Annotated in this window: 23 protein-coding genes; 19 read left to right on the forward strand and 4 right to left on the reverse strand. The window is 39.2% G+C overall.

Annotation, left to right across the window (positions count from 1 at the left end; all coding sequences use genetic code 11):
- Window positions 1-75 precede the first annotated feature (75 nt).
- The 3 genes from A9970_RS23610 to A9970_RS23620 all read right to left on the reverse strand — a co-directional run bounded on the left by A9970_RS23610 (window position 76) and on the right by A9970_RS23620 (window position 2,859).
- On the reverse strand, window positions 76-915 hold the full coding sequence (locus A9970_RS23610) for a cold-shock protein (protein ID WP_182983961.1): 840 nt from the start codon (window positions 913-915) through the stop codon (window positions 76-78).
- Between the two features lie 95 nt (window positions 916-1,010).
- Entirely contained in the window at window positions 1,011-1,946 is a 936-nt protein-coding gene (locus A9970_RS23615; RefSeq protein WP_182983962.1) for an AraC family transcriptional regulator, read from the reverse strand.
- 70 nt (window positions 1,947-2,016) lie between these two features.
- A complete protein-coding gene (locus tag A9970_RS23620) occupies window positions 2,017-2,859 on the reverse strand; it encodes an SDR family NAD(P)-dependent oxidoreductase (RefSeq protein ID WP_182983963.1) in 843 nt (280 codons plus the stop codon).
- 214 nt (window positions 2,860-3,073) lie between these two features.
- Between A9970_RS23620 and A9970_RS23625 the strand changes: the two genes are divergently transcribed.
- The 4 genes from A9970_RS23625 to A9970_RS23640 all read left to right on the forward strand — a co-directional run bounded on the left by A9970_RS23625 (window position 3,074) and on the right by A9970_RS23640 (window position 6,696).
- The gene (locus A9970_RS23625) at window positions 3,074-3,328 is read left to right on the forward strand and encodes a hypothetical protein (RefSeq protein ID WP_182983964.1); all 255 of its coding nucleotides are present in this window, start codon (window positions 3,074-3,076) and stop codon (window positions 3,326-3,328) included.
- 458 nt (window positions 3,329-3,786) lie between these two features.
- The gene (locus tag A9970_RS23630) at window positions 3,787-5,028 is read left to right on the forward strand and encodes a glycine betaine/L-proline ABC transporter ATP-binding protein (RefSeq protein ID WP_182331170.1); all 1,242 of its coding nucleotides are present in this window, start codon (window positions 3,787-3,789) and stop codon (window positions 5,026-5,028) included.
- A 2-nt stretch (window positions 5,029-5,030) separates the two neighbouring features.
- Window positions 5,031-5,858, forward strand: coding sequence for a proline/glycine betaine ABC transporter permease (locus A9970_RS23635; RefSeq protein ID WP_075993479.1), 828 nt, complete (start codon window positions 5,031-5,033; stop codon window positions 5,856-5,858).
- Between the two features lies 1 nt (window position 5,859).
- The gene (locus tag A9970_RS23640) at window positions 5,860-6,696 is read left to right on the forward strand and encodes a glycine betaine ABC transporter substrate-binding protein (RefSeq protein ID WP_182983965.1); all 837 of its coding nucleotides are present in this window, start codon (window positions 5,860-5,862) and stop codon (window positions 6,694-6,696) included.
- A 71-nt stretch (window positions 6,697-6,767) separates the two neighbouring features.
- Here A9970_RS23640 and A9970_RS23645 read toward each other — a convergent pair whose 3' ends face one another.
- A complete protein-coding gene (locus A9970_RS23645) occupies window positions 6,768-7,028 on the reverse strand; it encodes a hypothetical protein (protein WP_046675378.1) in 261 nt (86 codons plus the stop codon).
- 184 nt (window positions 7,029-7,212) lie between these two features.
- Between A9970_RS23645 and A9970_RS23650 the strand changes: the two genes are divergently transcribed.
- From A9970_RS23650 to A9970_RS23720, 15 genes are all read left to right on the forward strand, one after another.
- Window positions 7,213-8,199, forward strand: a complete 987-nt coding sequence (locus A9970_RS23650; RefSeq protein WP_182983966.1) for a helix-turn-helix transcriptional regulator — start codon at window positions 7,213-7,215, stop codon at window positions 8,197-8,199.
- A 159-nt stretch (window positions 8,200-8,358) separates the two neighbouring features.
- The gene (locus tag A9970_RS23655) at window positions 8,359-9,183 is read left to right on the forward strand and encodes a siderophore-interacting protein (RefSeq protein WP_182983967.1); all 825 of its coding nucleotides are present in this window, start codon (window positions 8,359-8,361) and stop codon (window positions 9,181-9,183) included.
- Between the two features lie 15 nt (window positions 9,184-9,198).
- Window positions 9,199-10,548, forward strand: coding sequence for an MATE family efflux transporter (locus A9970_RS23660; RefSeq protein WP_182983968.1), 1,350 nt, complete (start codon window positions 9,199-9,201; stop codon window positions 10,546-10,548).
- A gap of 118 nt (window positions 10,549-10,666) precedes the next feature.
- A complete protein-coding gene (locus A9970_RS23665) occupies window positions 10,667-13,888 on the forward strand; it encodes a SusC/RagA family TonB-linked outer membrane protein (protein WP_182983969.1) in 3,222 nt (1,073 codons plus the stop codon).
- 12 nt (window positions 13,889-13,900) lie between these two features.
- Window positions 13,901-15,394, forward strand: coding sequence for a SusD/RagB family nutrient-binding outer membrane lipoprotein (locus A9970_RS23670; protein WP_182983970.1), 1,494 nt, complete (start codon window positions 13,901-13,903; stop codon window positions 15,392-15,394).
- Window positions 15,394-17,856, forward strand: coding sequence for a phosphocholine-specific phospholipase C (locus A9970_RS23675; RefSeq protein WP_182983971.1), 2,463 nt, complete (start codon window positions 15,394-15,396; stop codon window positions 17,854-17,856). Before A9970_RS23670 ends, A9970_RS23675 begins: the two co-directional genes overlap by 1 nt.
- 155 nt (window positions 17,857-18,011) lie before the next feature.
- Window positions 18,012-18,776, forward strand: coding sequence for a response regulator transcription factor (locus A9970_RS23680; protein WP_235032803.1), 765 nt, complete (start codon window positions 18,012-18,014; stop codon window positions 18,774-18,776).
- A gap of 10 nt (window positions 18,777-18,786) precedes the next feature.
- A complete protein-coding gene (locus A9970_RS23685) occupies window positions 18,787-20,145 on the forward strand; it encodes an ATP-binding protein (RefSeq protein WP_159727718.1) in 1,359 nt (452 codons plus the stop codon).
- Between the two features lie 124 nt (window positions 20,146-20,269).
- Window positions 20,270-20,752, forward strand: a complete 483-nt coding sequence (locus A9970_RS23690) for a hypothetical protein (RefSeq protein WP_182983972.1) — start codon at window positions 20,270-20,272, stop codon at window positions 20,750-20,752.
- 69 nt (window positions 20,753-20,821) lie between these two features.
- Window positions 20,822-21,823: an ABC transporter transmembrane domain-containing protein gene (locus tag A9970_RS23695; protein ID WP_182983973.1), complete on the forward strand. Its 1,002-nt coding sequence runs from the start codon at window positions 20,822-20,824 to the stop codon at window positions 21,821-21,823.
- The gene (locus tag A9970_RS23700; RefSeq protein ID WP_182983974.1) at window positions 21,813-23,174 is read left to right on the forward strand and encodes an HlyD family secretion protein; all 1,362 of its coding nucleotides are present in this window, start codon (window positions 21,813-21,815) and stop codon (window positions 23,172-23,174) included. The genes A9970_RS23695 and A9970_RS23700 overlap by 11 nt, the downstream gene beginning before the upstream one ends.
- Window positions 23,175-23,181: 7 nt before the next feature.
- On the forward strand, window positions 23,182-24,612 hold the full coding sequence (locus A9970_RS23705) for a TolC family protein (protein WP_182983975.1): 1,431 nt from the start codon (window positions 23,182-23,184) through the stop codon (window positions 24,610-24,612).
- Window positions 24,613-24,741: 129 nt separating this feature from the next.
- Entirely contained in the window at window positions 24,742-25,260 is a 519-nt protein-coding gene (locus tag A9970_RS23710; RefSeq protein WP_182983976.1) for a hypothetical protein, read from the forward strand.
- Complete coding sequence (locus A9970_RS23715; RefSeq protein WP_182983977.1) at window positions 25,247-25,747, forward strand: hypothetical protein; 501 nt, start codon at window positions 25,247-25,249, stop codon at window positions 25,745-25,747. The genes A9970_RS23710 and A9970_RS23715 overlap by 14 nt, the downstream gene beginning before the upstream one ends.
- A complete protein-coding gene (locus A9970_RS23720; RefSeq protein WP_182983978.1) occupies window positions 25,731-26,480 on the forward strand; it encodes a YoaK family protein in 750 nt (249 codons plus the stop codon). Before A9970_RS23715 ends, A9970_RS23720 begins: the two co-directional genes overlap by 17 nt.
- The last annotated feature ends 135 nt before the right edge of the window (window positions 26,481-26,615 follow it).

Genomic DNA, 26,615 nt, shown 5'->3' on the forward strand with positions numbered 1-26,615 from the left:
AGATTCTTTGTCTGATCTCGCTTATTTATATTAGGGCGGATTGCATGCTAATTTTACGAGATTAAATAGTTTAAGCTATTCTTGCAGCAACGTCTGTATTTTTTCGATAGACGCCTCATTCTCTAAGAACTCGATATATGGAAGCAGCGGCTCGATATCTTGCTTATCCATTGTTTCTAGATCGTCAAATAGTGCATTTACAAAATCAGTACAAAAGGATTTTCCATAACTGTAGGTGCTAATTCTGGCAAGATCCTCACAATTGATTTCTGTGGCATTCAGATTAAATACAAGCTCAGGAATTTCGTAGTCGCCTTCTGCCGGATAGCCAAGATACTTAAACATGCTTTCCTTCCATACGCGAAATAGGATTTGATGCGAGACATGTTTCCCAAAGTATTCGAACACTTTGGAAAGTATCTCGTAAGCGGTTTCTTTCTCAAAAACACCAGTAATGCTTTTATCGATCAATTCGGCATAGGAAATGAAAATTGAGCTATCAAAATGAACATCAAAATTAGCGGTCAGCATGACCACAATATGTTCTCTGGGCTGGGTTCTTAAAAGTTGTCTTGCTGTTAATGAGGTTAAGTTATGCTTTTGTTCTCGACCGTGGCTGTCGGGGAGGAGTACGGTGTGTTCTTTGTCGAGGAGCGAGATGACGAATTTCCAATCTTCGGGCCTTTTGAGAATCCTGCAGTTCTGAGCGAGATAACCGCTCCTTTTAGGGTCGGGTTTCTTGTCGCCAACAATAACTTCTCCAGGTTGAATAATATGTTCTGGAGGAACTTTAAACCTGCGTATATGCACAAAGAGTTCTTCTCCGGAAGGTAACGCAAGAGTACCAAATCCTTTGTTATTGTCGAACCATTTGACTGCGCCGATAAACATGGCTGGGGTTGAGTTTTGTTTCAATAGGATAAAGGTAAGGAATAAATGCCTTTATTAGGTATTGAAAATGAAATATTTGCAATTATTTGTGCTATATCACCTATTTTTCTCGTATTTACCTACTTATTTGGTTGGGGAAAAGATTTTCGGAAGGCCAAAGGAGACATATTTGTCTTCGCTTTGAATAACTTGTTAAATGATTGGGGATGACCAAAGCCCAAGTCGTAAGCAACTTCGCTTACAGATAGGTTTGTGATGGATAATTTCTCTTTTGCTTTGTCAATTATTTTATCATGGATGAAATGTTGCGTATTTTCACCGGTCTGCAAACGGAGCATATCGCTTAAATAACTGGCCGAAATGTGTAGGCGTTCAGCAAGATACTGTACCGTTGGAATGCCTTGTTTAGTAGAAATATTGTTAGAGAAATATGCTTCCAATATTTCCTCAAGTTTGGCTATTAAGTTCGTGTTAATCGCTTTTCGGGTGATAAATTGTCTTTTATAAAATCGGTTGGCATAATTTAAAAGTAATTCAATGTGGGAAATAATCACATCTTGACTAAAGTCATCGATTCGGCTAGTTAATTCTTCATCGATGTGTCGGAAGATGGAAATAATTCGGTCTTTTTCTTTTTCGGATAAATGTAAGGCTTCATTTGTGGTATAAGAAAAAAAGCCGTATTGTTTTATTTTTTTTGCTAGGGGATATCCCCAAAAGAAATCAGGATGTATCAAAAGGGTATATTGTGAGCATACCTCGCCTTCATTTGTGCCGTGGTTTCCTATAATTTGATTTGGAGCGGCAAACAGAAGTCCACCTTCGTCAAAGTCATAGTAACCTTGTCCATAGATGAGTTTTCCTTTAACACTCGGTTTGTAGGATATTTTGTAAAAATTCAATACATGCGGTTGAGGAATATTGTTGAGCATAACCTGATGAGTGCTGCCATTCACCATGCTGACCAAGGGGTGGGCCGGTGTTGGAAGGCCAAAAGCACGGTGAATATCCGATAGGGATTCCATCTTTGGGAGAGCTTTTTGTTCTTTTTTCATTTTTGAATTTACATAATTCTCGTTTACAATAGTCGATAATGTAAACGAGAATGAATTATTGACATAGGGATTACTTGGAAACGCCTTGAGCTTGGGCTGAAACAGTATCCCATTCTTTCCATGTGGCAATCCTTTCGGCATATACACTACTTACCCAAGATAGGTTCCCATTTCCTAGATTAAACCGCAAGGGAGGATTTTCTGTGTCAACAATACTGAAGATTGCAGCTGGAGTCGCATTCGGATCGCCTTTCTCCATTTTTCCTAAATCAGTAAAAAACTGGGCTTTAAAATCCTGGTAAGGATCTAATGTTTCAGCAAATTGTAGTGATTCCTGACTTCCAAATTCGGTGGCATAGGCTCCGGGTTCTATGATGGTTACTCTGATGCCAAACGCTTTGACCTCAAGTGCTAAGCTTTCGTGTATTGCTTCAAATGCCCATTTTGAGGAACAATAGTATCCGATTACAGGCAGTGTGACGTGGCCTAGGCTACTTGATGTACCTAAGATGTGGCCATGTCCTTGCTGACGTAATAATGGTAAAACAGCTTGAATGACAGCTACCGGTCCAAGGATATTTGTTTCGTATTGTTTTCGAATATCGTCCATGCTAGCTTCCTCAATAGTTCCAACAAGAGAGTAACCTGCATTGTTAAGGACAATGTCTAACTGGCCAAAGTGATCATATGCCTGTTGTACAACAGTTTTTACTTTTTCGGTATCGGTAACGTCCAATTCCAGTGTCAATACGTTGTCTCCATATTTCTCATTGAGATAGGCGATGGAAGAGAGTCGTCGTGCGGTAGCAATTACTTTGTCTCCCCGCTGTAATGCTGTCTCTGTCCAGATTTTCCCGAATCCGCGCGAACTGCCCGTGATAAACCAGATTTTACTTTGCGTATTTTGTGTCATATTTCTTTGTATTTGTAATACAAACTTCCATAAAGCGCGTCTAATAAAAATCGCCAAATTGAGGGAATATGTAGTCGAAAGGAGTTTTGTAAAATTTATTTAAACGAATAATTTTATGGAGTTATTTTTTGTCTCTTAGTCGTAATTTTGAACTAACTTAGGATGTTAAAATTTGTTTTTATAAGATAGATTTTCATTAAACGTAAAGTTCCGTATGCAGCGTGTAATTGCTAAATCCATTCTTAACAAAACAAAACGGAGAGATACCTTGGCATTATATGGTTCTGACCCTGGTGATAATCGGACTTTGGTTATGCGTGCGGTTGAAAAACGCTATCCACAGCTCGTGGAAAAACACCAACGATTGTTTGGTCCGGGCGGTAAACTTCCCAGCTATTATCGACAGGCATTTGCGAAAAAGGTAAAAGGATTATGTGTACAATATGGGCTGCGAGACCGGCTGGTTTAGCTACTAAGTTTACTGATTTTATCTTCAAAAAATCAGATTTCATTTTTATTTTTATAAGTTGTTGTAAAATAGGTTTATATGGTTCGAAAAAGACGTTAAATTTATTTTTCGTACCTTTGTACTGTCAAAAGACAGAATGGCGTGAGTTTATTCCGCTATGGCTTTGTGCCGTTGGCACAGCCTAGGTTGTTCGTTATACTTGTTGAAGTATATTTTGGAGATGCTTTTTGAATGGAGCATTTCGTCTTTAAAAGATTAGTTTCTTTTTCATCATTGCTCTTACCGAACCGAGAGTAAAGTATGTTAGTTAATAAGTTGATTGAACTGTACGAGTAAGATTTCGATCAAACGAACTCAACTGTAGGGATATTTTTATTTGTAAGAAAATAGCGTAGGCGTATGGCCTTAGTGGATCACTCATGCCCTTATGGTTTATTTATGTTTAAAAAAATTAAAGAATGGATAAAACTAGCAAGGTAAAAGTAAAAGTTGAAGACTTGGTACTTGTTTTCGGAAAACAGAAGAAGCAAGCTTTGAAATTACTAAATGAGGGTTTCTCCAAAAAGGAGATCTTGGCAAAGACAGATTGCACGATCGGAATCAACAAAGCTAATTTTGAAATCTTCGAGGGTGAATTCTTTGTTATAATGGGACTATCAGGCAGTGGGAAATCTACCCTGCTTCGTTGTCTTAATCGATTGAACGAACCCACATCAGGAAAGGTATTTATCAATGGAGAGGATATTACAGGGAAAAATAATAAGGATCTTCTTGAAGTCCGTAGGACAGAAATGAGTATGGTCTTTCAGAAGTTTGGTCTGTTGCCACATCACACCGTATTGAGCAATGCCGCTTTTGGTTTAGAACTAAGAGGGGAAGAACGAGACAAACGGGAATCTAAGGCTCAGAAAGCACTTGATGTAGTGGGGCTGAGCGGATTTGAACAACAGTTACCGTCTCAGTTATCTGGTGGTATGCAACAGCGGGTTGGACTGGCTCGGGCACTTGCAAATGATCCCGAAGTATTACTGATGGATGAGGCATTTTCAGCACTAGATCCCCTGATTAAAACAGAAATGCAAGATCAGTTATTGGAGTTGCAGGATAATTTACAAAAAACGATCGTTTTTATTACCCATGATCTCGATGAAGCAATCAAATTGGGCGATCGTATTGCTATTATGAAAGATGGTGTCATCGAACAGATCGGTACTGCGGAAGATATCTTGACAAATCCAGCGAGTGAGTATGTTAAAGCCTTTGTTGAAAAAGTGGATCGCAAGTCCATCATTTCGGCAGGTTCACTGATGTTTGAGAAACCTACTGTTGTACGTTTCAAAAAAGATGGCCCTGAGGGGGCTCTACGTAAAATGCGGTCGACAGGAATTGAGATTCTCCCTGTAGTTGATGCTCATGAGACTTTTCTTGGTTTTGTTCATATGAGTGAAGTCATTCAATCTGCAAAGCGTAGGGAACCTACCGTAGAATCCATTATACATACGACCGTTCCAACTGTATCAAAAGAGGTGACCGTTGAAGAAATGTTGCCCTTGATATCGGAGATCCGGTCGCCAATCGCTGTGGTGAATGAACATAATCGTTTGTTGGGGATCGTAACACAGACATCATTGATTATCGAAGCGACAAAGTATAATGAAGAAGAAATTATTGAATTAAAAGAGAAAGCAAATAATCAGTAGAAATGAATAAAGTAATCGATATAGGACAATACATTGCTGTAGCCGTCAATTGGCTGACAGATCATTTAGAACCATTTTTTAACTTGATAAAAAATACGGGGAATGCATCCATTATTGGACTGGAATGGGTGCTAACAACAATACCTTTTTTTATTATAATCGCATTATTTACAGGTTTAGCCTGGTGGAAATCTGGGAAAGGGGTTGCATTGACAACATTGGTGGGATTAACATTGATCTATCTGATGGGATTTTGGATTGCAACGATGGAGACTTTGGCCCTAGTGTTGGTCGCTACACTGACAGCATTGGTTATATCAGTTCCTTTGGGCGTGTGGGCCGCGAAGAATAAACTAGCAGCGAAAATCATTCGGCCCTTACTTGATTTAATGCAGACGATGCCTGCCTTTGTTTACTTGATTCCAGCGGTTTTATTTTTTAGTATCGGTAAAGTCCCGGGAGCTTTTGCTACCATTATTTTCGCTATGCCACCTGCTGTCCGTTTGACGACTCTAGGGATTGATGCGGTTCCAAAAGATATTGTGGAAGCTGCGCGTTCATTTGGAGCAACCAATAGTCAGATCTTATTTAAAGTAGAGCTGCCCTTGGCTACAAAAACAATCTTAGCAGGGATCAATCAGACCATATTACTGTCTTTATCTATGGTTGTTATTGCCGGAATGATTGCTGCTGGTGGCTTGGGAGAAAAAGTGCTTGAGGGTATTAACAACTTGGATATTGGTCTTGGTTTTGAAAGTGGTTTGTCCGTTGTGATTCTCGCTATTATTTTGGATCGGATCACGCAGGGCTTTGTAAAAAAGAAAGCATAGTATGAGGAAAATAAAAAGTATGGTATTGTGTCTGATGGTGTTATTGCTTGCTTCATGCACCACAGGCCGGAATAAAAATATTATTCATATCGGTATGGTCGATGGCTGGGCCGAAGGAGTCGCAATGACAGAGGTCGCAAAAGTTATTATGGAAGAAAAGGGGTATCATGTTGTTATCCAGCGAGCTACGCCAGATATGATCTTAGCCTCCATGAACAATGGCGATACAGATCTATATATGGATGTCTGGCTGCCATTGACCCATGGAAGTAAAGTGGCTAAATTCCCAAATATTGAAGAGCTTGGAACGAGTTATAACCATGCGCGAAATGGACTTGTTGTACCGGATTACGTAACAATTGATGGAATTGAAGAGTTGAAAAAACATGAAAAAGAGTTTGATAGTAGGATCATTGGTATAGAAAAGGGGGCTGGAATAACACGTGCGGTGGATCAGGTGATCAAAGATTATAGCCTCGATTATAAGCATGTGAACTCATCTACCGTCGCTATGATCACGGAATTGCAAAACGCGATCAAAGCAAAACGTTGGATTGTGGTAGCTGGCTGGCAACCGCATTGGATGTTTGCTAAAATGAAATTGAAGTTTTTGGATGACCCCAAAAAGACATTGGGTGATGCCGAGCAAATTAAAATTTTTGCACGGGGAGACTTTAACATTGAGCAGCCGGAGCTAGCCCGATTTTTCTCGAAAGTCCACTTTGATGAATCAACAATGGCTGATTTGTTGTCACAAATGCAGGGAAGCCAGAACAAAGCAATTACGGCAAAAGAATGGGTCAAGAAACATAACGATCTCGTAAAGGGCTGGTTATAGTTAACTGAGGTGATTAAATAGTTATGCCACCGCAGCACGCTGCACGGCATAGCATAAGGAGGGCATTGTCATTACGACAATGCCCTTAAAAATTTACGGGCCAGTTGGATTTGTTGTTGTTGTATGCTGGATAAAGGATATCTGCTATCATCAATCCATGTGTCGAGCCCCTTTGGAAATTCCCAGGCGAAATCTAAGACTTTCGCTTTTTCTGCGGCTAAAATAATATCATGTTTCGTTGCATTTGGATTGGCAATCTTGATGTTATTATAAATGCTATCCTGGATGAGTGGAAAGTTGTCTGCCATATCCTGATTTCTATTTGTATCCATAGTGAATTATTTTTAAAATAATTAAGAATGATTCTAAATAATTTTATACTTTAGTCAAAGATAGCAGGCATTCTATTGTTATGGGGTCTGCATAAAGGAGTAAAATGTCCGTCGAAGGGAATATTCTGCTAAGATATATTGCCTAATGTGCGTAAGACTATTTGAATCCTAAAAGGAATTAAAAATGGCACTAAGATTATATGATATTGATTCACCCAATTTATTATTGGAGCGGACTTACCCAAGTACCTGCTTTTCTGTCGACACGGGAATTTATGAATCTGTAACACATTTGGATACTACATTTGGAAAAGGTTTTTACAAGGAGGTTTTCTTCGATGGTATTCATATTGGTTACGGTCATGCACAATTATTTAAACGGATGCGGTTTCGTTTTGAAAGTGATTTTGAAACAGTTGAAATGCACTTTGCTTTAAAGGGTAATAGTCAGGCGAGTGGCGAAATGATGCCCTCAGGTGTAAATTTCGAGACCTACCAGCATAATATTATTTACGGAAATTCAATGTGTGGTCAAATGGAGTGGGGGAATCAGGAGTTTCAGTTATGTGAAATAAACTTATCGCCCGAATTTTTTAAAAGATTCTTACCCGACGATTCTAAATTCTTTGCAGATTTTCGTAATGCCATTGACCGTGGTAAATCGGGATTGCTGACCAATATGCATAGACGGATTACCCACGATATGTATCAAATTATCAACGAGATAATCAATTGTCAACGAAAGGGAATTTTTAAGAAAATTTTCCTGGAAGCAAAGATTATGGAGCTCTTGCTTCTTCAATTGGAACAGTTTCAGGAAGAAGATTTTGTAGCAGTTTCGTTAAAACAAGCCGATATCGATAAGATATATGCCGTTCGTGAGTTTCTTTTAAAAAATATGGATACCAATAGTACACTGGTCAATCTCGCGCATCTGGTGGGTACCAATGAATTCACATTGAAAAAAGGTTTTAAGGAGCTCTTTGGTACCACTGTTTTTGGTTTTTGGCATGACGCAAAAATGGAACATGCCAAGAAACTGATCTTAGATGAAGATCGAACAATCGGTGAAGTTTCTGATTTGGTTGGTTACAAAAATCAACGCCATTTTTCGGACGCCTTTAAACGTAAATTTGGAATCCCACCGAGTAAGCTAAAAAATACCTTGTGATGTGGAATAGCTTTTTTCACACTTTACGGACCTTTTATTCCTTCTTACGGAAGTTTTAATAGCGCATGAATCGGGTTTGATAAAGTCGAATAATTACCTTTGTTTAGAAAGATTCTTAATAGAAATCTTTTGATCAAATATGTATGTAATTAGAAAATCATGGGAAAAACTGAAATGAAAGTAATACAGCTCGCCCTGACTGTAAGTAGAAAAGAATACCTGACGCCACATTATATTCGTGTTTATTTGACTGGTGATGGTGTAGATCAAATCGCTAATACGACCGTCGGAGTCAATAACAAGATCTTGATTCCGCCAAAGCATGTAGATCGCATTTATTTTCCAGAATTTGATTATGAACGAGGGCAGTGGAAGCCGATGGATGAAGCGATTAGGCCAACAGTTCGAACTTATACACATCGCGGTATCAACCTTGATAGAAATGAAGTATGGATTGATTTTGTTGCCCATGGTGATGAGGGGCCAGCTTCCGCTTGGGCTATGGCTGCAAAACCTGGTGATGTGCTTGGGATTCTGATGAAAGCAGGGAAGACGTCTCTATATGAAGTTGCAGCTAACTATCTCCTTGTTGGGGATGCAACTGCAATTCCTGTTCTGGGGGCAATCTTAGAAGATTTGCCACCTTCGGCAAAGGGAATCTGTATGATTGAAGTACATGGTAGCGAAGATATACAGCAATTGAAGACTAAGGCTGCTATTGATTTTATCTGGTTACATAATGATACGCCACAGGAAGGTAGCCTTTTGGCGGATTTGGTGAAGATCAGATCCTTGCCCGTAGAGGATAAATTTGCTTATGTAGCTGCTGAATTTTCGACAGTTAAGGAGATTCGGAATTATTTGCGTAAGGATCTCGGTTGGGGAAGAGAGGAACTTTATGCTTATTCGTATTGGAAAGCCGGAGTTGCTGAAGATAAATCTGCTACAGATCGCCGTAGTGAGAGTGAAGAAATCCGGGCTTAACGTTTACGATAGGTTATGGAGAAACAGAAACAACTGATCTTAAACGGCAAGTTAAGCAGGGTGATGTGGCAGATGTCGTGGCCTGCCGTGATTGCAATGGTCCTGTATGGTCTGAACAATTTTCTGGATGGTATTTTTGTTGGTCATCTGATTAACAATACAGCGTTGGCAGCTGTCGGTGTAACCTATCCTTTAGCCCAATTTGCACAAGGTTTTGGTACTCTGATCGGAACAGGTATGGGGGCGGCAATTAGCATTTGGATAGGTGGGGATCAACAGGAGAAATTACATAGGTCATTTGGTACGGTGCATTTTTTGACGATTATTTTCTCTCTTATAATTACGCTCCCTTGCTATGTATTTGCCGACAAATTGGTCTACATGATGGGCGGTCGAGGTGAGATATTGGCTCTTGGGGTGGATTACTTTCGAGCAACCATATTGGGTAGTTTTTTCTGGATTTATGGTTTGGCCCTCAATATGATTATTCGTGCAGAGGGTCGTATGAAAACTGCGGCCTGGATGATTGCAATAGGGTTGCTTGTTGATGTCTTACTTAAACCGGTTTTTATAGAACACTTTGGTTGGGGTGTTTCAGGAGCAGCTTGGGCAACCAATATGTCGATGATCATCTACACATTTTTAGGTGTATGGTATTACGCCGGGGGAAAGGCTTCGTTCAAAACAAAGTTTTGGTCTTTATCTTGGGATTTATCGATTTTAAAAGAAACTTTTTCGTTAGGAATGCCTGGGTTTGTCATGATGGTCATGATTGTAATCCAGAATATTGTTGTCTTCAACGCATTGGCCAATTACGGAAATGATATGGATATTACGTTTTTTACGGCGGTCAATCGGCTTTATATTTTATTAAATACCCCACTATGGGGGCTTATGCGGGCTTTGCAGCCTGTAACGGGGATGAACTATGGTGCTGGGCAGTATACGAGAAGTATCAATTCTTACCGTTTATTTGCCATTACTGGGCTGCTGATTCTGCTTCCGTTCTGGTTGCTGGTGATGCTGCATCCCGTTGCCGTGATATCTATCATGATACCAGGAGCGATTTTTTCAATACAGCAGCTAATGGATTTCAGAATTTACATGAGTGTTTTATTGGTTCTTCCATTTATTTTTATGGCGATGGTGTGGTTTCCCTCCATTGATCATGCCAAGCCTGCGACTTTTATCAGTGTATTGCGGCAGGTTGTATTTTATATTCCTATCTTAATTATTGCGCCAAAATATTTTGGTGTACACAGCATTTATGTAGCGAGCGCGGCGATAGATTGGATTATTTTCATTATAGTCATCTATGCGGTTCGACGAAGCACGCGGAAGCTCAATATGCAGGTTGATGTATAGGAGATTGCAGCGCGAACGATATTAATGTTAAGTTAAGCAATCTTTAAGATTGCATTGTTAATATACTACTCATCTTCTAGTAATATAGGTTTCATTTTTTTGGGCAAAATTCAAAATAATGAAACCTATTAAACTACCTCAATTTAGGAAAACAGCTCAGGTGACCTTAGCTATTGCATTGCTGAATGCGGCACATGTCGATAGCGTATGGGCAAACTTTGCGAATGAAACTACCAAGCTCGAAATTGCCGATCAAGCTATTATTAAAGGGATTGTTAAGGATCAGGACGGCAAACCTATTGACGGCGGCACGATCATCAATGAAACCAGCAAACAGAGTACGCGTACAGAGTTTAATGGTAAATTCAATGTGAAAGGTCAGGTTGGCGACCAAATCCGTGTTTCTTCTTTAGGATATAAAACAGCTACAATAACTGCTACAGATGGGGATCTTGTAGTGGTTTTGGAAAAGGATGATTCAAAGTTGGATGAGGTTGTTGTCACGGCAATTGGTATCAAGCAACAAAAGAAGCAAATTGGTTACGCTACCCAAGAAGTTAAATTAGACGTACTTAAAGAGTCTAAAACAATGAATATTGGTACAGCGCTAACGGGACAAGTATCTGGTCTGATCGTTAATAATCCAACGGGGATTTTTCAGGCACCATCTTTTCAATTGCGTGGTAAGACCCCACTTATTGTCGTAGATGGTATTCCTGTAGAATCTGATTTTTACGACATGTCCAGTCAAAACATAGAGAATATCAATGTACTAAAAGGAACAGCCGCTTCATCTTTATATGGATCACGCGGTAAAAATGGCGCGATCTTAATTACAACCAAAAGTGCAAAAAGTGATAGGCTGGAGTTTTCGGTTGGAACCAGTAATATGTTTTCTGCAGGATTTACGGTTTTTCCTGAATCGCAGAAGGAGTTCGGAAGTGGATCCAACGGTAAATATGAATTTTGGGATGGTGCTGATGGAGGTATTTCAGATGGAGATATGACATGGGGACCCAAATTGAACTCCGGAATAAAGGTTGCACAATGGAACAGTCCGATTCGTGATAAGCAAACTGGTGAAGTGATTCCTTGGTGGGGTGATGTGAGTGGAACCAAGTATAACGATAAGTCACGTTACGAAAGAGTGCCGATTGATTGGGTCGCACATAACAATTTAGAGGATTTCCTTGGAACTGGACTGATTACCGAAAATAATGCGACATTATCGTATCGTTCAGAAAAGGTAAGCATATTTGGAACAGGAAAATATGCCTATCAAAAAGGTCAGGTGCCCAATACAAAGCTTTCTACAGGTGGATTAAATTTGAATACCTCTTACCGTTTTACTCCTGAGGTGCAATTAGATCTTAACTTATCCTATAATAAAGTGAAATCTCCAAATTATCCAAGGTATGGATATGGGCCTAAAAATCATATGTATACGATTTTGTTGTGGATGGGAAATGATGTAAATGGACAGGAATTAAAGGATCACCTCTATATTCCGGGACAGGAAGGCTATCGTCAAGCAAACTATAACTATGCTTGGTACAACAACCCTTATTTTGCAGCTAATGAGTTGAACCAAGTATACGATCAAGATATTTTGGCCGGGCAGACTGCTTTAACTTGGCGTATTTCACCTGAATTTACCATCAAAGGTCGTGCTGCAGCAAGACAAAAAAATCTATTCCAGGACATGCAGAGTCCTAAGTCTTACATGAATTATGGCGATTCACGGAATGGGGATTATAAAAACTGGGATAGCAAACAGCTCAATTTTGATGCGGACGTCTTAGCAACTTATATTAAGCAGTTGTCTGATAATTTCGGTGTAACCGTTAATGCGGGATCTTCCACTTTCAAAAGAGATTATCGTGAGCTTTATCAAACTACAGATGGTTTAGTTGTACCATTTGTCTACAACTTAGGCAATACCCAAGGCCCAGTTAAGGCAACAAATACAACAACTGAAAAAATAATCCGAAGTGCTTATGCGTCGGTAAATTTAAATGTGTTTAAGTCGACCTATCTGAATTTTTCAGGAAGAAATGACTGGTCATCCACATTATCAAAGGCAAATCAGTCATTCTTTTATCCATCGGTTTCACTAAGTAGTGTTATCTCCGATTATTTTAAACTGCCAGCGCAAATTGACTTTGTTAAATTGTACAGTTCCTGGGCATCGGTATCTTCTGATCTGGATCCTTATAGCATTGCCGCGACTTATAAAAAAGATGTTACCTATGGTTCGACCCCATCAGTAACCTATCCTGCAGGTATTATTAATCCTGATATCCTTCCGCAGCAGTCCATTTCCTTAGAAATTGGTGCTTCTATGGCTTTCTTTAAAAATAGGCTTTCGGCTGATGTAACGTACTATAATGTTGTTGATAAAAATCAGATTATCGATTTGAGTATTTCTCAAGCATCCGCTTTTACTTCGCGTAAAGTAAATGGAAATAAATACCGTACAAAAGGATTGGAGATTTCTTTGACGGGAAATATAATTAAAAATGAACAATTTTCGTGGACGTCTACTGTAAACTGGTCTCGTGCAATTCAGCGTTTGGAAGAAATTTATAATAACCAAGCGAAATACGGTAATCTTAAAAAAGGCGATCGTGCAGACAGCTATTATGGTACTGTTTGGGAAAAATCGGCTGATGGTAAGGTTATCTTGAATCCGAATACGGGTATGCCGACCAAAAATCCATTTCCACAGTATTTAGGTTACTTTCAACCGGACTGGCAATTTGGTTTTGCAAACCAGTTTAAATTTAAGGGATTTCAGGTAAATCTTGATTTCGACGGATCTATTGGCGGCGTGATGAATTCGACAACCATAGAAAAAATGTGGTGGGGTGGAAAGCATCCTTCTTCGGTCTTATATCGTCAGGAACAATATGATGCAGGGAAACCAGTTTTTGTACCAGATGGGGTGATCGTAACAGGAGGTGAGCTTACCCGCGACGTGAACGGTAATATTACTTCAGATACCCGAACGTATACAAGTAATACAAAAGCTGTTGATTGGCAGGCTTGGAGTCAAAATTATCCTTACCAGGCCAGAGTTACAGAGTCTGAAAGTAAACTGTTTGCCAATGTATTTGATCGATCATTTGTAAAACTGCGTAGACTGTCGGTAGGTTATGATGTCAATAAGCTGTTTAAATTAAAACAGCTTACGGCCTTAAATGCATCACTATTTGGCTATAATTTGGCTATGTGGAAGAAAGTACCTTATATCGATCCTGATTTTGGTGTTGGAAACGATGGAAACTTACAAGATCCTTCTACGCGATATATTGGTTTTTCTCTAGATTTTAAGTTTTAATAAGGTAGTACGATGAAGTTATTTAATAAACATATATTTCTTGGATTATTTTCTCTTTCAATCATAACTTCTTGTCAGAAATTGACTGAAGTAAATGTTAATCCAAATGAAGCGACAACAACCCACCCGCAAGCTTTATTGACGAAGGTAGAATGGGATGCTTTTCGGACCTGGCACGGTACCTCACCACTATATGCCTTGAAAATGATTGTGCAAACGGATGGTGAAAATGCGAATCAAATTTATAATTGGCAAAGGGGAAGCTTTGAGCAATATGGTAATCTTCGCAATATTACCAAGATGACCGAAGAAGCTGAACGTATTGGCGCTGAAAGTTATTTGGCATTAGCAAAATTTTTCCGTGCGTATTATTTTTATAATCTTACCTTAACGTTTGGTGATGTCCCTTATTCAGAAGCAGCAAAGGGTGAAAATTCGGCAATTTTTGCGCCGAAATACGATACACAGAAAGACGTTTTGGTGGGTGTATTGAAGGAGCTCGAGGAAGCAAGTATTATTCTGAAGAAGAACAATAACACCATAAATGGGGATATTATTTATGGTGGAAATAATGGCAATTGGAACAAGTTAGTCAATTCATTTCGCCTAAAAGTATTATTGACGCTTTCGAAGAAAGCGACTGATCTCCCATTTAATGCAGCAACAGAATTTTCAAAAATATTTACCAATGAGTCTAGAATCACTGATGTTAGTGGTGCTGAAGATGGGCAACTCGTCTTTTTGAATCAAGAGGGTAATCGTTATCCGGAGTTTAACTCTAGCGGTTATGGATCGGGAATGTATATGGATTCAACATTTATCCAACGATTGCAGGACCTGAAAGATCCGCGGTTATTTGCCGTCGCTACACAAACAAGACTGGGTAAAGAAGCGGGTAAAGCGATTAATGATTTTACGGCTTATGAAGGCGGTGATCCGATTGTTCCTTATGCACAGGTAAATGCAAAAGCTGTATTAGGTAAATTATCGAAAGTCCACGAACGATTTTATCAAGATCCCACAGCTGAGCCATTGGTCTTATTGGGCTGTTCGGAGATGCAGTTTATTTTGGCTGAAGCCATTTTGAAAGGTTGGATAACGGGCGATCTCAATGCAACGTATACCAAAGGAGTACAGGCATCGTTCAAATTTTATGAAAAGTATGCGAAAAATTTAGGAACTTATACAAATGAAGCACAAGCGGCCAAATATCTTGAACAAAATTCGGTAAGTCTTGACGGAGCTAGCTCCAGTGAGCAAAAGCTAGAACGTATTTTGATGCAGAAATACCTGCGCTCATTTCATCAGGGGGGGTACTCGGCTTATTTTGATCATTTGCGCACGGGATATCCGAGTTTCCGTAAATCTGCGAATGTGAAAACAGCCTATCGCTGGATGTATCCTCAAGATGAGTACAATAATAATACTGCGAATGTATCTGATGCGATCAAATCACAATTTGGCGGAAATGACAATATTAATTTACAGACTTGGTGGTTAAAATAATGGATTCAAGGAGGGTATTTTTAAAAAAAGCAGCCATGCTGGCTGGGAGTACAGTTGCTATAAACTGGCTGCCTGAATCAATACAAAAAGCCTTGGCGATTGAAGCTCCAAAAGGATCAACTTTTTTGGATGCCGAACATGTTGTCTTTTTGATGCAGGAAAACAGATCGTTTGACCATTGTTTTGGAACTTTGAAGGGTGTACGTGGCTTTAACGATCCCCGCGCGATGAAATTACCAAATGGTCTACCTGTATGGATACAAGGAAATAAGGAAGGTGCATATTTTGCACCTTTCCATTTAGATATCGTCAATAGTAAATCGACTTGGATGGGGTCGCTTCCGCATGGTTGGCGTGATATGGTTGCTGCTCGTCATGACGGGAAAATGGATAATTGGTTGGAAGCAAAGAGCTCTGGCAATTCAGAATATAAGGCCATGCCTTTAACAATGGGTTATTATAACCGTGCAGATATTCCTTTTTATTATGCTTTTGCAGATGCATTTACGGTTTGTGACCAGCATTTTTGCTCTTCACTGACGGGAACGAGCGCTAATCGATCGTATTTTTGGACTGGTACAGTGCGCGAAGAACCCCGTAATCCCGAATCTGTTGCGCATGTAGACAATGGTCAGATTAATTACAAGGATGTCAAGTGGAAGACCTATCCTGAACGATTACAAAAAGCAGGGGTCTCGTGGAAAGTTTATCAAAATGAACTAAGTTTACCAGTAGGCTTTAAAGGAGAAGAGGAAGATTGGTTGGCCAATTTTACAGATAACAACCTGGAGTTTCACCAACAGTATGGTGTAAGATATCATTTGGCACATTATCAGTGGATGAAAGAACGGGTAAAAGAGCTGCATAAATTTTTGGAAACAAATCCAAAAGAAGAATTGCTGCACAAAGCCAAAGCTGAATTGGAGGATTTGAAAAGAGATGTCATTCATTATACCCCCGAAAATTTTGAAAAGCTATCCCAATTTGAAAAAGATATTCATCACAATGCATTTGTGACTAATCTAGCTGATCCCAACTTTCACAAACTTGATAAATTAAGTTATAAAGAAGGTGGAAAGCGGCAGGAAGTTGAGGTGCCTGCGGGGGATGTTTTTTATCAGTTTAGAAAAGATGTTGAAGATCGCCAATTACCTACAGTGTCATGGTTAGTGGCACCTTGTCGTTTCTCGGATCATCCGGGCTCACCTTGGTATGGGGCATGGTACGTATCCGAAGTCCTCGATATATTGACCAAAGACCCTGAGGTTTGGAAAAAGACGATTTTCATCTTAACTTATGACGAAAATGATGGATATTTTGATCATATAGCTCCTTTTGTTCCGCCATTGAGCACGAACAAAGATCAGGGTGCCGTGTCAGAAATCGACACTTCGGATGAATATGTTACGCTAGAACAGGAGCGAAAAAGGAGAAATAGTAAGAATGTAAGTTTTGAAAGTCCTATTGGTTTGGGCTATCGAGTACCAATGGTGATAGCTTCACCCTGGTCTAAGGGTGGTTGGGTCAATTCCGAAGTTTTCGACCACACCTCCTGTCTTCAATTTTTAGAACATTTTTTGGAGAAGAAAACGGGTAAGGTGGTACGAGAAGAAAACATCAGTCAATGGCGAAGAATGGTCTGTGGCGACTTAACGACTTCTTTTCGTCCTGTAGATAACATTTCCAAAACAAGGCTTAATCCGGTGGATAGAGATGAGTATGTTGAACGTATATTCTCCGCCAGGAATAAAAAGCTCCCGACAGATTTTGTGAAAATCGACAGCCAAAAACTGGAGGAAATCAAATCGACAGGTCAGTATCATGCAGCTATGCAGATGCAAGAGCAGGGATGGAAGGATGCTTGTGCTTTACCTTATGAATTGCAGCTAAAAGTACAGCATACACCAACGATGCTTTCCATCAGCTCAACCTTGGAAAGAAGGCTCGATACAGCCAAAGCGGGAGCGGGTCTGCCTTATCATGTTATTTCCTATGTGGATTATGATGGCCATGCGGCGGGTAAAGTTTGGAATTTTACGGTACGAGAAGGGGATCAATTAACGTATGAATGGGAACTCGATAAAATTGTAGGAGAGTACATATCATTTGCATTGCATGGTCCTAATGGTTTCTATCGTGCGATTGAAGGCGCAAAGTCACATATTCCTGCAATTGATGTATATACGAAAGTAGTTGCTGGAAAGCCTATTCTTTGTGTACAGTCTGAGTCGCTAAATTGGGATTTACTTCTTAAAGACTCTTCCTATGATCTTTTCCATGCGAAGGCAATGCGCAAGGATGATCCTGCTTTGATTGAAATAGATTGTAGCAAAAGCGAAGGTTGGTATGATATTGAAATAACGTGTTCAGAAGATCATGCGGTCAAATTCCGCTATGCTGGACATATAGAGACTGGTAAATCAAGTAAGACAGACCCGTTAATGGGTAAAGTAAAATTATAGCTGAACCAATTAAATAGTATGGCTAGTATGGCGAAAGCGCTGTTTCACGATCGATGAACACAGCGCTTTTGCTTTTGAAAAATAGAGCAAGATTCTTTTCGTGTAGATTTTGGCAAAAATGGGATTTGTGTCTCTTGTGTCAAAACGTTATTTTTATGGTTTGGATCGTAGTTCATTACAGAGAGCTACACATCATGACGAATATGGAGGAGCAAAAAATTATTTTGGTTGAAGATGAACAGGATGTTGCTGATTTGATCGTACAAGGCTTAGGCGAGGATGGCTATAGGGTCATTCATCTGGGGCGTTCGGAAGGTCTGGAACAGCTTTTGGCGAAGCAAGATGTCTCTCTTGTGCTATTGGACATTCTTTTGCCAGGAACCAATGGTCTGGATATTTGTAAGCAGATCAGACAGTGGGGTTATACCGATTTACCTGTTATGATGCTGACTGCACTTGGTACTCCGGAGAATGTGGTGCTCGGACTCGATAATGGTGCCGATGACTATCTTTCCAAGCCCTTTAAGCTGATTGAATTGAAGGCTCGGATACGTTCATTGATCCGCAGGCAACAGTCTATCGTACAGGCAACACAACGTGAGTTACAGCCATCGAAAGACACATTTAGTTATGGTTTTCTAAGTATCGATGATTATAAAAAAGTAGCCTACTGTGAGGGGCAGGAACTCAATCTGACAAGTACAGAGTATCGTTTGCTCTTGTTGTTTATTCAGAGCCCCAAAAAGGTATTTGAGAGAACGGAGCTTTTGGACAAAATATGGGGAATAAATTTCGATATTGGATCAAATGTTGTCGATGTTTATGTGAATTATTTGAGAAAAAAGATTGAAAAAATAACGAGCAAAAAAGCGATCCACACGGTTATTGGTATGGGATATGTTCTAAAAATAGAAGACTGAATATTTAAAAATGCACAATTATAATCGAAAGCTTATTTATCTCATTGCAATTCTGGTCATTTATGTGAGTTGTTTTGTTGGCTTTATTTTTTATTCCGTTACGAATTTTGCTTTTACAGATTTTTATAAACGGCTGGATCTGCGGCGAAATATTGCTGCCGAAAAATTTCTGAATAGTAAATCCGCCTCCCAGGCTGATCAGTGGAGCCTTGATTTTATTGAAAATCTCAATAATCAGCATGAATTTTTAGTAGAATTTGATAGCAATGGTGCTATTTTAAGAAGCCAAGGATTTCATAAAGAACTTTGGGATAAAATCAATAAAAAAGGAAGCTCAAATTTCAAGTCGGGTAATCAATTCTATTCAACTAAATATTTTTCGCAAAATGGTCGAAAGTATATTGTGGGCGCTTCTGCTGAAAATTACTTTTATACACACCATTTGGCCTACCTTCGTAATCTGCTTATTGTAAGTCTGATTTTGGGAATTCTCTTTATTTTCGTTGTTTCGGTTTTTATGAAACGTTCGTTCTTAAAGCCAATATTAACCATGATGAAAGAGGTGCAAGAGATTGGTTCGGAAAATCTTTATAAGCGATTGGATGAGGATAAATATAAAGGTGAGCTTCATGGTCTGGCACTTACATTTAACCGGATGTTGACGCGCTTGGAAACTTCTTTCGAAACGCAAAAGAACTTTATCAGCAATGCATCACATGAGCTAAATACGCCATTGACATCCATCATAGGACAGGCAGATCTTGCTTTATCCAAAGAACGAACAACAGAGGAGTACCAGCGAACATTATTTAAGATCATTGAGTCGGCAGAGCATTTGGAAAAGAAAACAAAAGCACTTTTACTGTTGGCGCGTACAGGTTTTGTTAATAATGCGACCGCATTTAGTCCCGTTCGTATTGATCAGATCGTGATGGACGCCGAGCTGACTGTTAAGGCCATCAATGACAAATTTAAGATTATTACAGATTTCAGTTTGTTACCAGATGATAGTATGCGACTCAAGGTGAATGGAAATGCAATTTTGCTACAGCTTGCGCTATCCAATATTATCAGCAACGCGTGTAAGTATTCATCCGATAGAACCGCTTATATTGCTTTAGGGGCATTGGACAATAAAGTCTTTATTCTAATAAAAGACAAAGGTATAGGAATACCTTCCAGTGACTTGGATCATATCTACGATCCTTATTTTAGAGCGTCCAATACGAGTGGGATAGACGGCTATGGTATAGGACTCCCCTTGGCTAGAAATATTATTAAGTTGCATGGTGGGACATTGAAGGTCAATTCTGTTGTGAGTGAAGGAACCACTGTAGAAATTGAACTACCCACTTACCTTCGATTCTAATGTAGTTTTAATTTTGATCGTATTTCTAATCTCATTTTAATACTGTTGCTCGCTTTCTAATGGAAAGCTAATTTTAGATTCATTCCGTTGCCATAACTGCGTTTTAACTTTGCTAAAAAAAAGCATGGCTAAAACAACGCGTATATTAATACCTAGTGATTTCACAGTTGACTCACTCCATTTTGTGCGTCAAAGTATTGAAGAGTCAATGGCTGATTCTATCGATATTATCCTTGTGTATGGCAATAAAAGCAGCACTTCTGCGAGTGAATTACTCGGAATTGGATTGGAAGATCAACTGGAAACACTTCAATCTGAATCTTTTTTAAAAGCCTGTAGCGGAATCTATCAGCGCTATAAAAACCGTAGGCTCAGTATTTTTTCGGATATTTTGGGTACCGATAATAGTCATTATTTGCAGCATTACCTCAAAGGACAGTCTGTGAATGAGGTCATAATACCACGTGATTATACCTATAAAAAGAAAACACGTAATTTTTTTAATGTCGCTAATGCACTCCGTAAAGTCGAGAGTCAAATTCCTTCTACAATTTCATTTAAGGAACAACCAAGTATTAGAAACAGAGAAATCGGACTAATAGAATGATCGATCGGAGTTTTTACTGTTGTTTTTAGCTGAAATTCATCATTTATAACTTATCTTCTATCTATTTTTATGGGGCATATACGAGGCGGACCATCACCTCTACAACGGTTGGCTAGCTTATTACATACTGAACGAAAAACGATCAATTATATATTTATTTATGCCATCGTCATCGGTATTTTTAGTTTGACTATTCCAATAGGGATAACAGCTATCTTTAATTTTTTAAGCAATGGAGCGATGTATAGCTCTACCTATATCTTAATTGCTTTTGTGTTATTTGGCGTGATTGTGGGCGGGGTATTATTGATCGGACAATTGACCTTAGTCGAGTATTTAGAGCAGAAAATCTTTCTAAAATCGGCGGTTGAATTTTCTTATCGCCTGCCAAGAATTAAACCTAAAGAGTTACTTGGAAAAAACCTTGTGGAGTTGGTCAACCGATTTTTTGATGTTATCATTATTCAAAAGGGAATTATCAAACTTTTGATCGATATCATCGCTGCGGTGGTGACAATTTTCTTCAGCGTGGTCTTATTATCATTTTATCATCCAGCATTTCTAGCCTTTGGCCTTATTGTCATTTTTTCTGTTATTACGATACTTGTTTTATACTATAAAAGAGGGTTGAAAACAAGTATTGAAGAGTCTGAATACAAATATGAGACGGTAGCCTATTTGGAGGCTGTTGCCGGACAAATTGACCATTATCGCGGTGATGAGACGAAAATGAACGAAGTGACAAGAACAACAGATTATATTGTCAGTAAGTATTTAGAGGCGAGGAACGATCATTTTAAGGTTTTAAAGCGTTTTTTTATTGGTTCTGTCCTACTTCGTACCCTGTTGTTTGGAGCAATGCTCTTGCTTGGATCTTATTTTGTTGTTGAGCGGCAAATGACTTTTGGTCAATTTGTTGCTGCTGAAGTTGTCATCGTTCAAATTGGTTATGCCATTGAAAAACTGATGACAAATTTGAATACGATTTTTGATATGCTTACTGGAGTTGTCAAATTGGCGGCTGTAACGGATCTTGCGTTGGAGGAGGACGCTGCAGTTTATGTTGATTAATAAGGATCGTTCGAATCAGAAAACGCTCTCTTGGAGAGATCTTTCCCATGATGCAGTTGATAGGTTATTGAAAGAGCGGGGATCCCTCGTCTTGGGGCGAATTCTTGTGTTTTCTGGGATTGTTTTTGTACTAGCACTTTTTCTCCCATGGAGGCAGACAATTCCTGGAGTAGGAACGGTTACCGCTTTACGTCCACAAGACAGACCGCAGACCATCCAAAATCAGATTGGTGGTCGCATTGAATATTGGGCGGTTACCGAAGGGCAGGAAGTGAATAAAGGTGACACAATTTTGGTCCTTTCAGAGACTGCACAATCTTATTTTGATCCAATGCTACCCTTGAGATTAGAAGAACAATTGCATGCCAAAAGAAGTGGAGAAGATGCCGCTAATCAAAAGATGAAAGCCACTGAAGCACAGATTCAGGCTTTACGGAATGGTTTGGAATTTCAGCTTGCGTCAGCTAAAAATAAGGTGATCCAATCTCAAAATCTGGTAAAAATAGATAGTGCAGAATTGGTCGCTGTCATGAGCTTTTTTGAGACCAGTGAAAAGCGGCTTAAACGGTACGAAGAGGGGTATCGTGACGGCTTATTTTCGTTAACGGATATTGAAACAAGGCGCTTAAATCTGCAAAATGATCGAGCTAAAGTTGTAAGTGCAGATAACAAATTGTCAAATTCAAGACAATCATTAACGAATGCCAGTATCGAATTAAACAACATCCGCGCAAAGTATAATGAATCATTGGCGAAAGCACAGTCTGATTTAAGTTCCGCCTTTTCCTCCAAAGCCTCAGTACAAGGGGATATCGCCAAACTGAGAAATGAGATATCCAATATTGATGTCCGACGAGGGTTATATGTCGTGAGGGCTCCACAAGATGGTTTTATTGTAAAAACCTTTAAGGCAGGAATTGGTGAAAATATGAAGGAGGGTGAGTCCGTTGCGACATTACAGCCTAAAACACCTTTGCTTGCTGTAGAACTTTATGTAAACGCAATGGATGTGCCACTGATAGAGCCGGAAAGTGATGTAAGGCTACAATTTGATGGCTGGCCATCGATCCAATTTTCCGGATGGCCTTCTGTCGCGGTGGGTACCTTTGCCGGCAAAGTCTCGGTCATTGACAAGGTGAGTAGTACGAATGGTCGATTTAGGATTTTGATACGTGCAGCAGATCCTGTTCCGGAAGGAGATGAGCCTTGGCCTGTTCAGTTAAATCAGGGCTCAGGTGCATATGGCAGAGTTATTTTAAATAAAGTTCCTTTATGGTACGAGATATGGCGGCAGTTAAATGGTTTTCCGCCGAGTTTGGAACGTGAACCAAAAGAAAGTGGAAAAAAGTGATTATCCTATGAGCAAATTGAATTTCATTTTTATTGTGCTGTGTATATTCTTATTCCATCGGCTCCCAGCGCAAGAAAAGGGAAATGGAACGACAAAGACTTTTACAGTGGATGACATGGAGGAACTTTTAATGGCGAATCATCCCATTGTCAAACAAGTCAATCTATTGAGTGAAACGGCTAAAGCCCAAGTGGCGCAGGCATTGGGGAAGTTTGATCCAACAATCAACTCCAGTTTTAAAAATAAGCATTTTGGCAATACGGATTATTACAATCAATGGAATAGTGAGTTGAAAATTCCACTTTGGTTAGCTGGCGCAGATCTAAAAATTGCTTACGATAGAAATGTTGGTGATTATACAAACCCGCAATCAAGGACGAACAATGCAGGGCTGTCAGCCATTGGTGTGAGTATTCCGCTGGGTCAGGGACTGATCGTTGACAGCAGAAGAAATACTCTACAGCAAGCAAAGGCCATGATAAGTTATCTGGAAGGTGAAAAGATAAAGCAAATAAATGCGATTTGGTTTCAGGCACTTTCAGATTACTGGAATTGGTATTTTGCCTATCAGCAGTATCAGCTTTTATTGGAGGGTGTAAAATTGGCTGATCAACGGTTTAAAGCGATCAGTGAGCAGACTATATTAGGGGATAAACCTGTAATCGATTCCATTGAAGCCTCCGTCGTTGTAAAAGAGCGACGGATAGAACTTTCAAAATATGAAGCTGAACTTGCGAATGCCAGAATTGTATTGTCCAATCACCTATGGAACGATCAACAGTTTCCTGTAGAACTTCCCGAGCATGCCTTACCGCAAAAAATTGAGCGCAATGCTATTTTGCCAGACAGTAAAGTAATCACTGAGCTCCTTGATTCGGCAAAAATTGCTCATCCTGAATTGATCAAGTTGGCGAGTAAAAATCAACAACTCGTATTTGAAGAACGCTATCGAAAGGAAATGCTCAAACCCAAATTTACGGTTTCGGGCACACTTATCTCGAGTCGCCGGGGATTCAATGATTTTATACCACCGCAGTATGATTTTAATTGGCAGAATTATAAGGTAGGTTTTGAATTTGCATTTCCTCTTTTTATCCGTAGCGAACGTGGAAAACTAAGAGAGGTGAGAATTAAGCAAGATCAGCTACAATTTGAACAACTCGTAACAGAAAGAAATATTCACAACGATGTTGTTAAAAAATACAATGATTTAAATGCTTACAGCGAGCAGATTAAGCTTCAATCGGTAAATGTCAGCAACCAGGAATTATTGCTCAAAGGGGAATTGAATAAATTTGAACTTGGTGAATCCACCTTATTTGTTGTCAATAACAGGGAAAACAAGCTGATCGAAATGCGGATCAAGCAAGAGAAGCTTTTTACGGACTACAGAAAGGCACTAGCGGAATTATATTACAAAGCCGGAACTAAATTTTAATCCCATTTTAATCTGCACCTTTTTTTTAATCTCATTTTAATATAAGTCTTAAAATTCTAATAGAAAGTTAATTCCAGATTCATTCGGTTGCCATGATGACCTATTAATTTTGTATAAAAATAATTGGATATGGCAAAGGCAATGCGTGTATTGATTCCAAGTGATTTTACGATTGATTCGCTTTTTTTTGTGATTCATAGTATAGAGCAATCGACAGCCGAAGAACTTGATATCATTCTTGTCTATGGTAATAAGAGCAGTACATCGATCAGCGAACTATTGGGAATCACATTGGATGACCAACTCAGTAATCTTCAATCGGAGGATTTTTTGAAGGCCTGCCAGATGATCTGTCATCGTTATGAAAATCGTAAGCTAAATATCTATACAGATATCATCGGCTCTGACAATCTCAATTATTTACAACATTATTTGCGCGGAGCTCGGATTGATGAAGTCAAAGTTCCCACAGATTATGAATTTGAAAAAAGAACACGGCATTTTTTCGACGTCGGACAGGCTTTGCTTCACTTGAGTAAAAGTAAACAGAAGAATGTCTCGATTGTAGCAAGACCTGGGACAAACAAAACAGGAGGAAATGTCTTGGCGGATTTATTTTTTAACAAGAAATGGGATGTTAATTATTAAGAAAAAAATATTGGCGAGGTTCAACTTCGTCTTGTTGTCATTTTTGCTTTTAGGAGCTAGTTCAATGGTTATGTTTTATGAAAACCCAGAGCGGCTTTTAGAAGGGGAGTGGGAAGAGCAAGGTTGGTACTTTGAGAAAGTGGAGAAGTCTCCAACGTTCAAAAAACAGGCGGTTATCCATGAGGGAATAAAAGATGCTGCAATCGCTCACCTTCCACCCTTGCAGGATGGATTATGGCATTTTGAAAAAATGGGTGACAAAAATTTTATTGCCCATCATGAGGACAAACAATACAATTGGTTTTTGAAGGGACGAGGCCATATCCTTGAGCTTCGGAAAAATGATGAGCTTATAGAGAGCTTTGTCATACAAAAATTGAATAAAAACCAATTGATACTGCATCTTAACTTGGATATGCAGACGAAAGGAATCGCACGAATTGTGCTAAAAAAAGGAGGAAAGGAAAAGTATGCTGAGAAAATATAGTAACCATAGGACGATTCAAGATAACATTAGGTTGGGGGGAATTACCGCGTTTTCTGCAGGAATGGTCAATGTCGCATCTGTCATTGTCTTTTTCTCGTTTACATCCAATGTAACAGGTTATTATGCTGTTTTTGCGCAAGAGATTGCGAAAGGAAATTGGTATCAAGGTGCAGTAGTGCTATTTTGGATTTTACTTTTTCTAGTGGGAAGTATGCTTTCGAATCTTATCATCATTCATGGTAAAGGACGTTTTAGCTCCTATTTGACACATTCCATTCCCTTGGCATTGGAAATACTGAGTATATTATTTGTCGGGATATATCTTGATGTATTTTATGAAGATTCTTTGAAAGAAACAGAGATACTTGTCGGTGCATTGCTGTTTGCAATGGGATTACAAAATGGTTTAACAGCGAGCATATCCAATTCTGTTGTGAAAACGACACATTTGACAGGATTAACGACAGATTTAGCAATATTGATTTCGATGTTCACAAAGGAGTCCAACAGAAGCAATAAGGCGTTGGTCGACAAATTCCATTTACTGCTGAGTATCGTGGGAGCCTATGTCATGGGAGGGCTTGTGAGCGGTATTTCATTCACCTATTTATCGAATAAGACATTTTACGTGGTTTGTTTTGTTCTTTTAATCATTGGTTTGTACGACCACTACAAATTGTATCTGTTGAAAAAGCAATTTGTGAATCGTCATCGTCAGCCAGTGGCAGCTTAGTTGACCGAGAAAGTTCTTGGTTAACTAAGCAAAAGGGCAAATAGTTTAATCGCATTTCAAAAAATGCGATTTTTTTTGTCCAAAAAATGCTTATCTTCAACCTCGGTTATCACGCTCTACCAAAGCGCATGAAAG

This window comes from Sphingobacterium sp. UME9 (assembly GCF_014170215.1).
GTDB lineage: Bacteria > Bacteroidota > Bacteroidia > Sphingobacteriales > Sphingobacteriaceae > Sphingobacterium > Sphingobacterium paramultivorum.

Excerpts from the sequence above, each read along its gene's own strand:
- A9970_RS23615 (WP_182983962.1), bottom strand. The coding sequence starts at position 1,946 with ATGAAAAAAGAACAAAAAGCTCTCCCAAAGATGGAATCCCTATCGGAT.
- A9970_RS23645 (WP_046675378.1), bottom strand. The coding sequence starts at position 7,028 with ATGGATACAAATAGAAATCAGGATATGGCAGACAACTTTCCACTCATC.
- A9970_RS23665 (WP_182983969.1), top strand. The coding sequence starts at position 10,667 with ATGAAACCTATTAAACTACCTCAATTTAGGAAAACAGCTCAGGTGACC.
- A9970_RS23685 (WP_159727718.1), top strand. The coding sequence starts at position 18,787 with ATGCACAATTATAATCGAAAGCTTATTTATCTCATTGCAATTCTGGTC.
- A9970_RS23655 (WP_182983967.1), top strand. The coding sequence starts at position 8,359 with ATGGGAAAAACTGAAATGAAAGTAATACAGCTCGCCCTGACTGTAAGT.
- A9970_RS23720 (WP_182983978.1), top strand. The coding sequence starts at position 25,731 with ATGCTGAGAAAATATAGTAACCATAGGACGATTCAAGATAACATTAGG.
- A9970_RS23630 (WP_182331170.1), top strand. The coding sequence starts at position 3,787 with ATGGATAAAACTAGCAAGGTAAAAGTAAAAGTTGAAGACTTGGTACTT.
- A9970_RS23680 (WP_235032803.1), top strand. The coding sequence starts at position 18,012 with ATGGTTTGGATCGTAGTTCATTACAGAGAGCTACACATCATGACGAAT.
- A9970_RS23675 (WP_182983971.1), top strand. The coding sequence starts at position 15,394 with ATGGATTCAAGGAGGGTATTTTTAAAAAAAGCAGCCATGCTGGCTGGG.
- A9970_RS23650 (WP_182983966.1), top strand. The coding sequence starts at position 7,213 with ATGGCACTAAGATTATATGATATTGATTCACCCAATTTATTATTGGAG.
- A9970_RS23700 (WP_182983974.1), top strand. The coding sequence starts at position 21,813 with ATGTTGATTAATAAGGATCGTTCGAATCAGAAAACGCTCTCTTGGAGA.
- A9970_RS23660 (WP_182983968.1), top strand. The coding sequence starts at position 9,199 with ATGGAGAAACAGAAACAACTGATCTTAAACGGCAAGTTAAGCAGGGTG.
- A9970_RS23690 (WP_182983972.1), top strand. The coding sequence starts at position 20,270 with ATGGCTAAAACAACGCGTATATTAATACCTAGTGATTTCACAGTTGAC.
- A9970_RS23710 (WP_182983976.1), top strand. The coding sequence starts at position 24,742 with ATGGCAAAGGCAATGCGTGTATTGATTCCAAGTGATTTTACGATTGAT.
- A9970_RS23640 (WP_182983965.1), top strand. The coding sequence starts at position 5,860 with ATGAGGAAAATAAAAAGTATGGTATTGTGTCTGATGGTGTTATTGCTT.
- A9970_RS23705 (WP_182983975.1), top strand. The coding sequence starts at position 23,182 with ATGAGCAAATTGAATTTCATTTTTATTGTGCTGTGTATATTCTTATTC.
- A9970_RS23670 (WP_182983970.1), top strand. The coding sequence starts at position 13,901 with ATGAAGTTATTTAATAAACATATATTTCTTGGATTATTTTCTCTTTCA.
- A9970_RS23695 (WP_182983973.1), top strand. The coding sequence starts at position 20,822 with ATGGGGCATATACGAGGCGGACCATCACCTCTACAACGGTTGGCTAGC.
- A9970_RS23715 (WP_182983977.1), top strand. The coding sequence starts at position 25,247 with ATGTTAATTATTAAGAAAAAAATATTGGCGAGGTTCAACTTCGTCTTG.
- A9970_RS23635 (WP_075993479.1), top strand. The coding sequence starts at position 5,031 with ATGAATAAAGTAATCGATATAGGACAATACATTGCTGTAGCCGTCAAT.
- A9970_RS23620 (WP_182983963.1), bottom strand. The coding sequence starts at position 2,859 with ATGACACAAAATACGCAAAGTAAAATCTGGTTTATCACGGGCAGTTCG.
- A9970_RS23625 (WP_182983964.1), top strand. The coding sequence starts at position 3,074 with ATGCAGCGTGTAATTGCTAAATCCATTCTTAACAAAACAAAACGGAGA.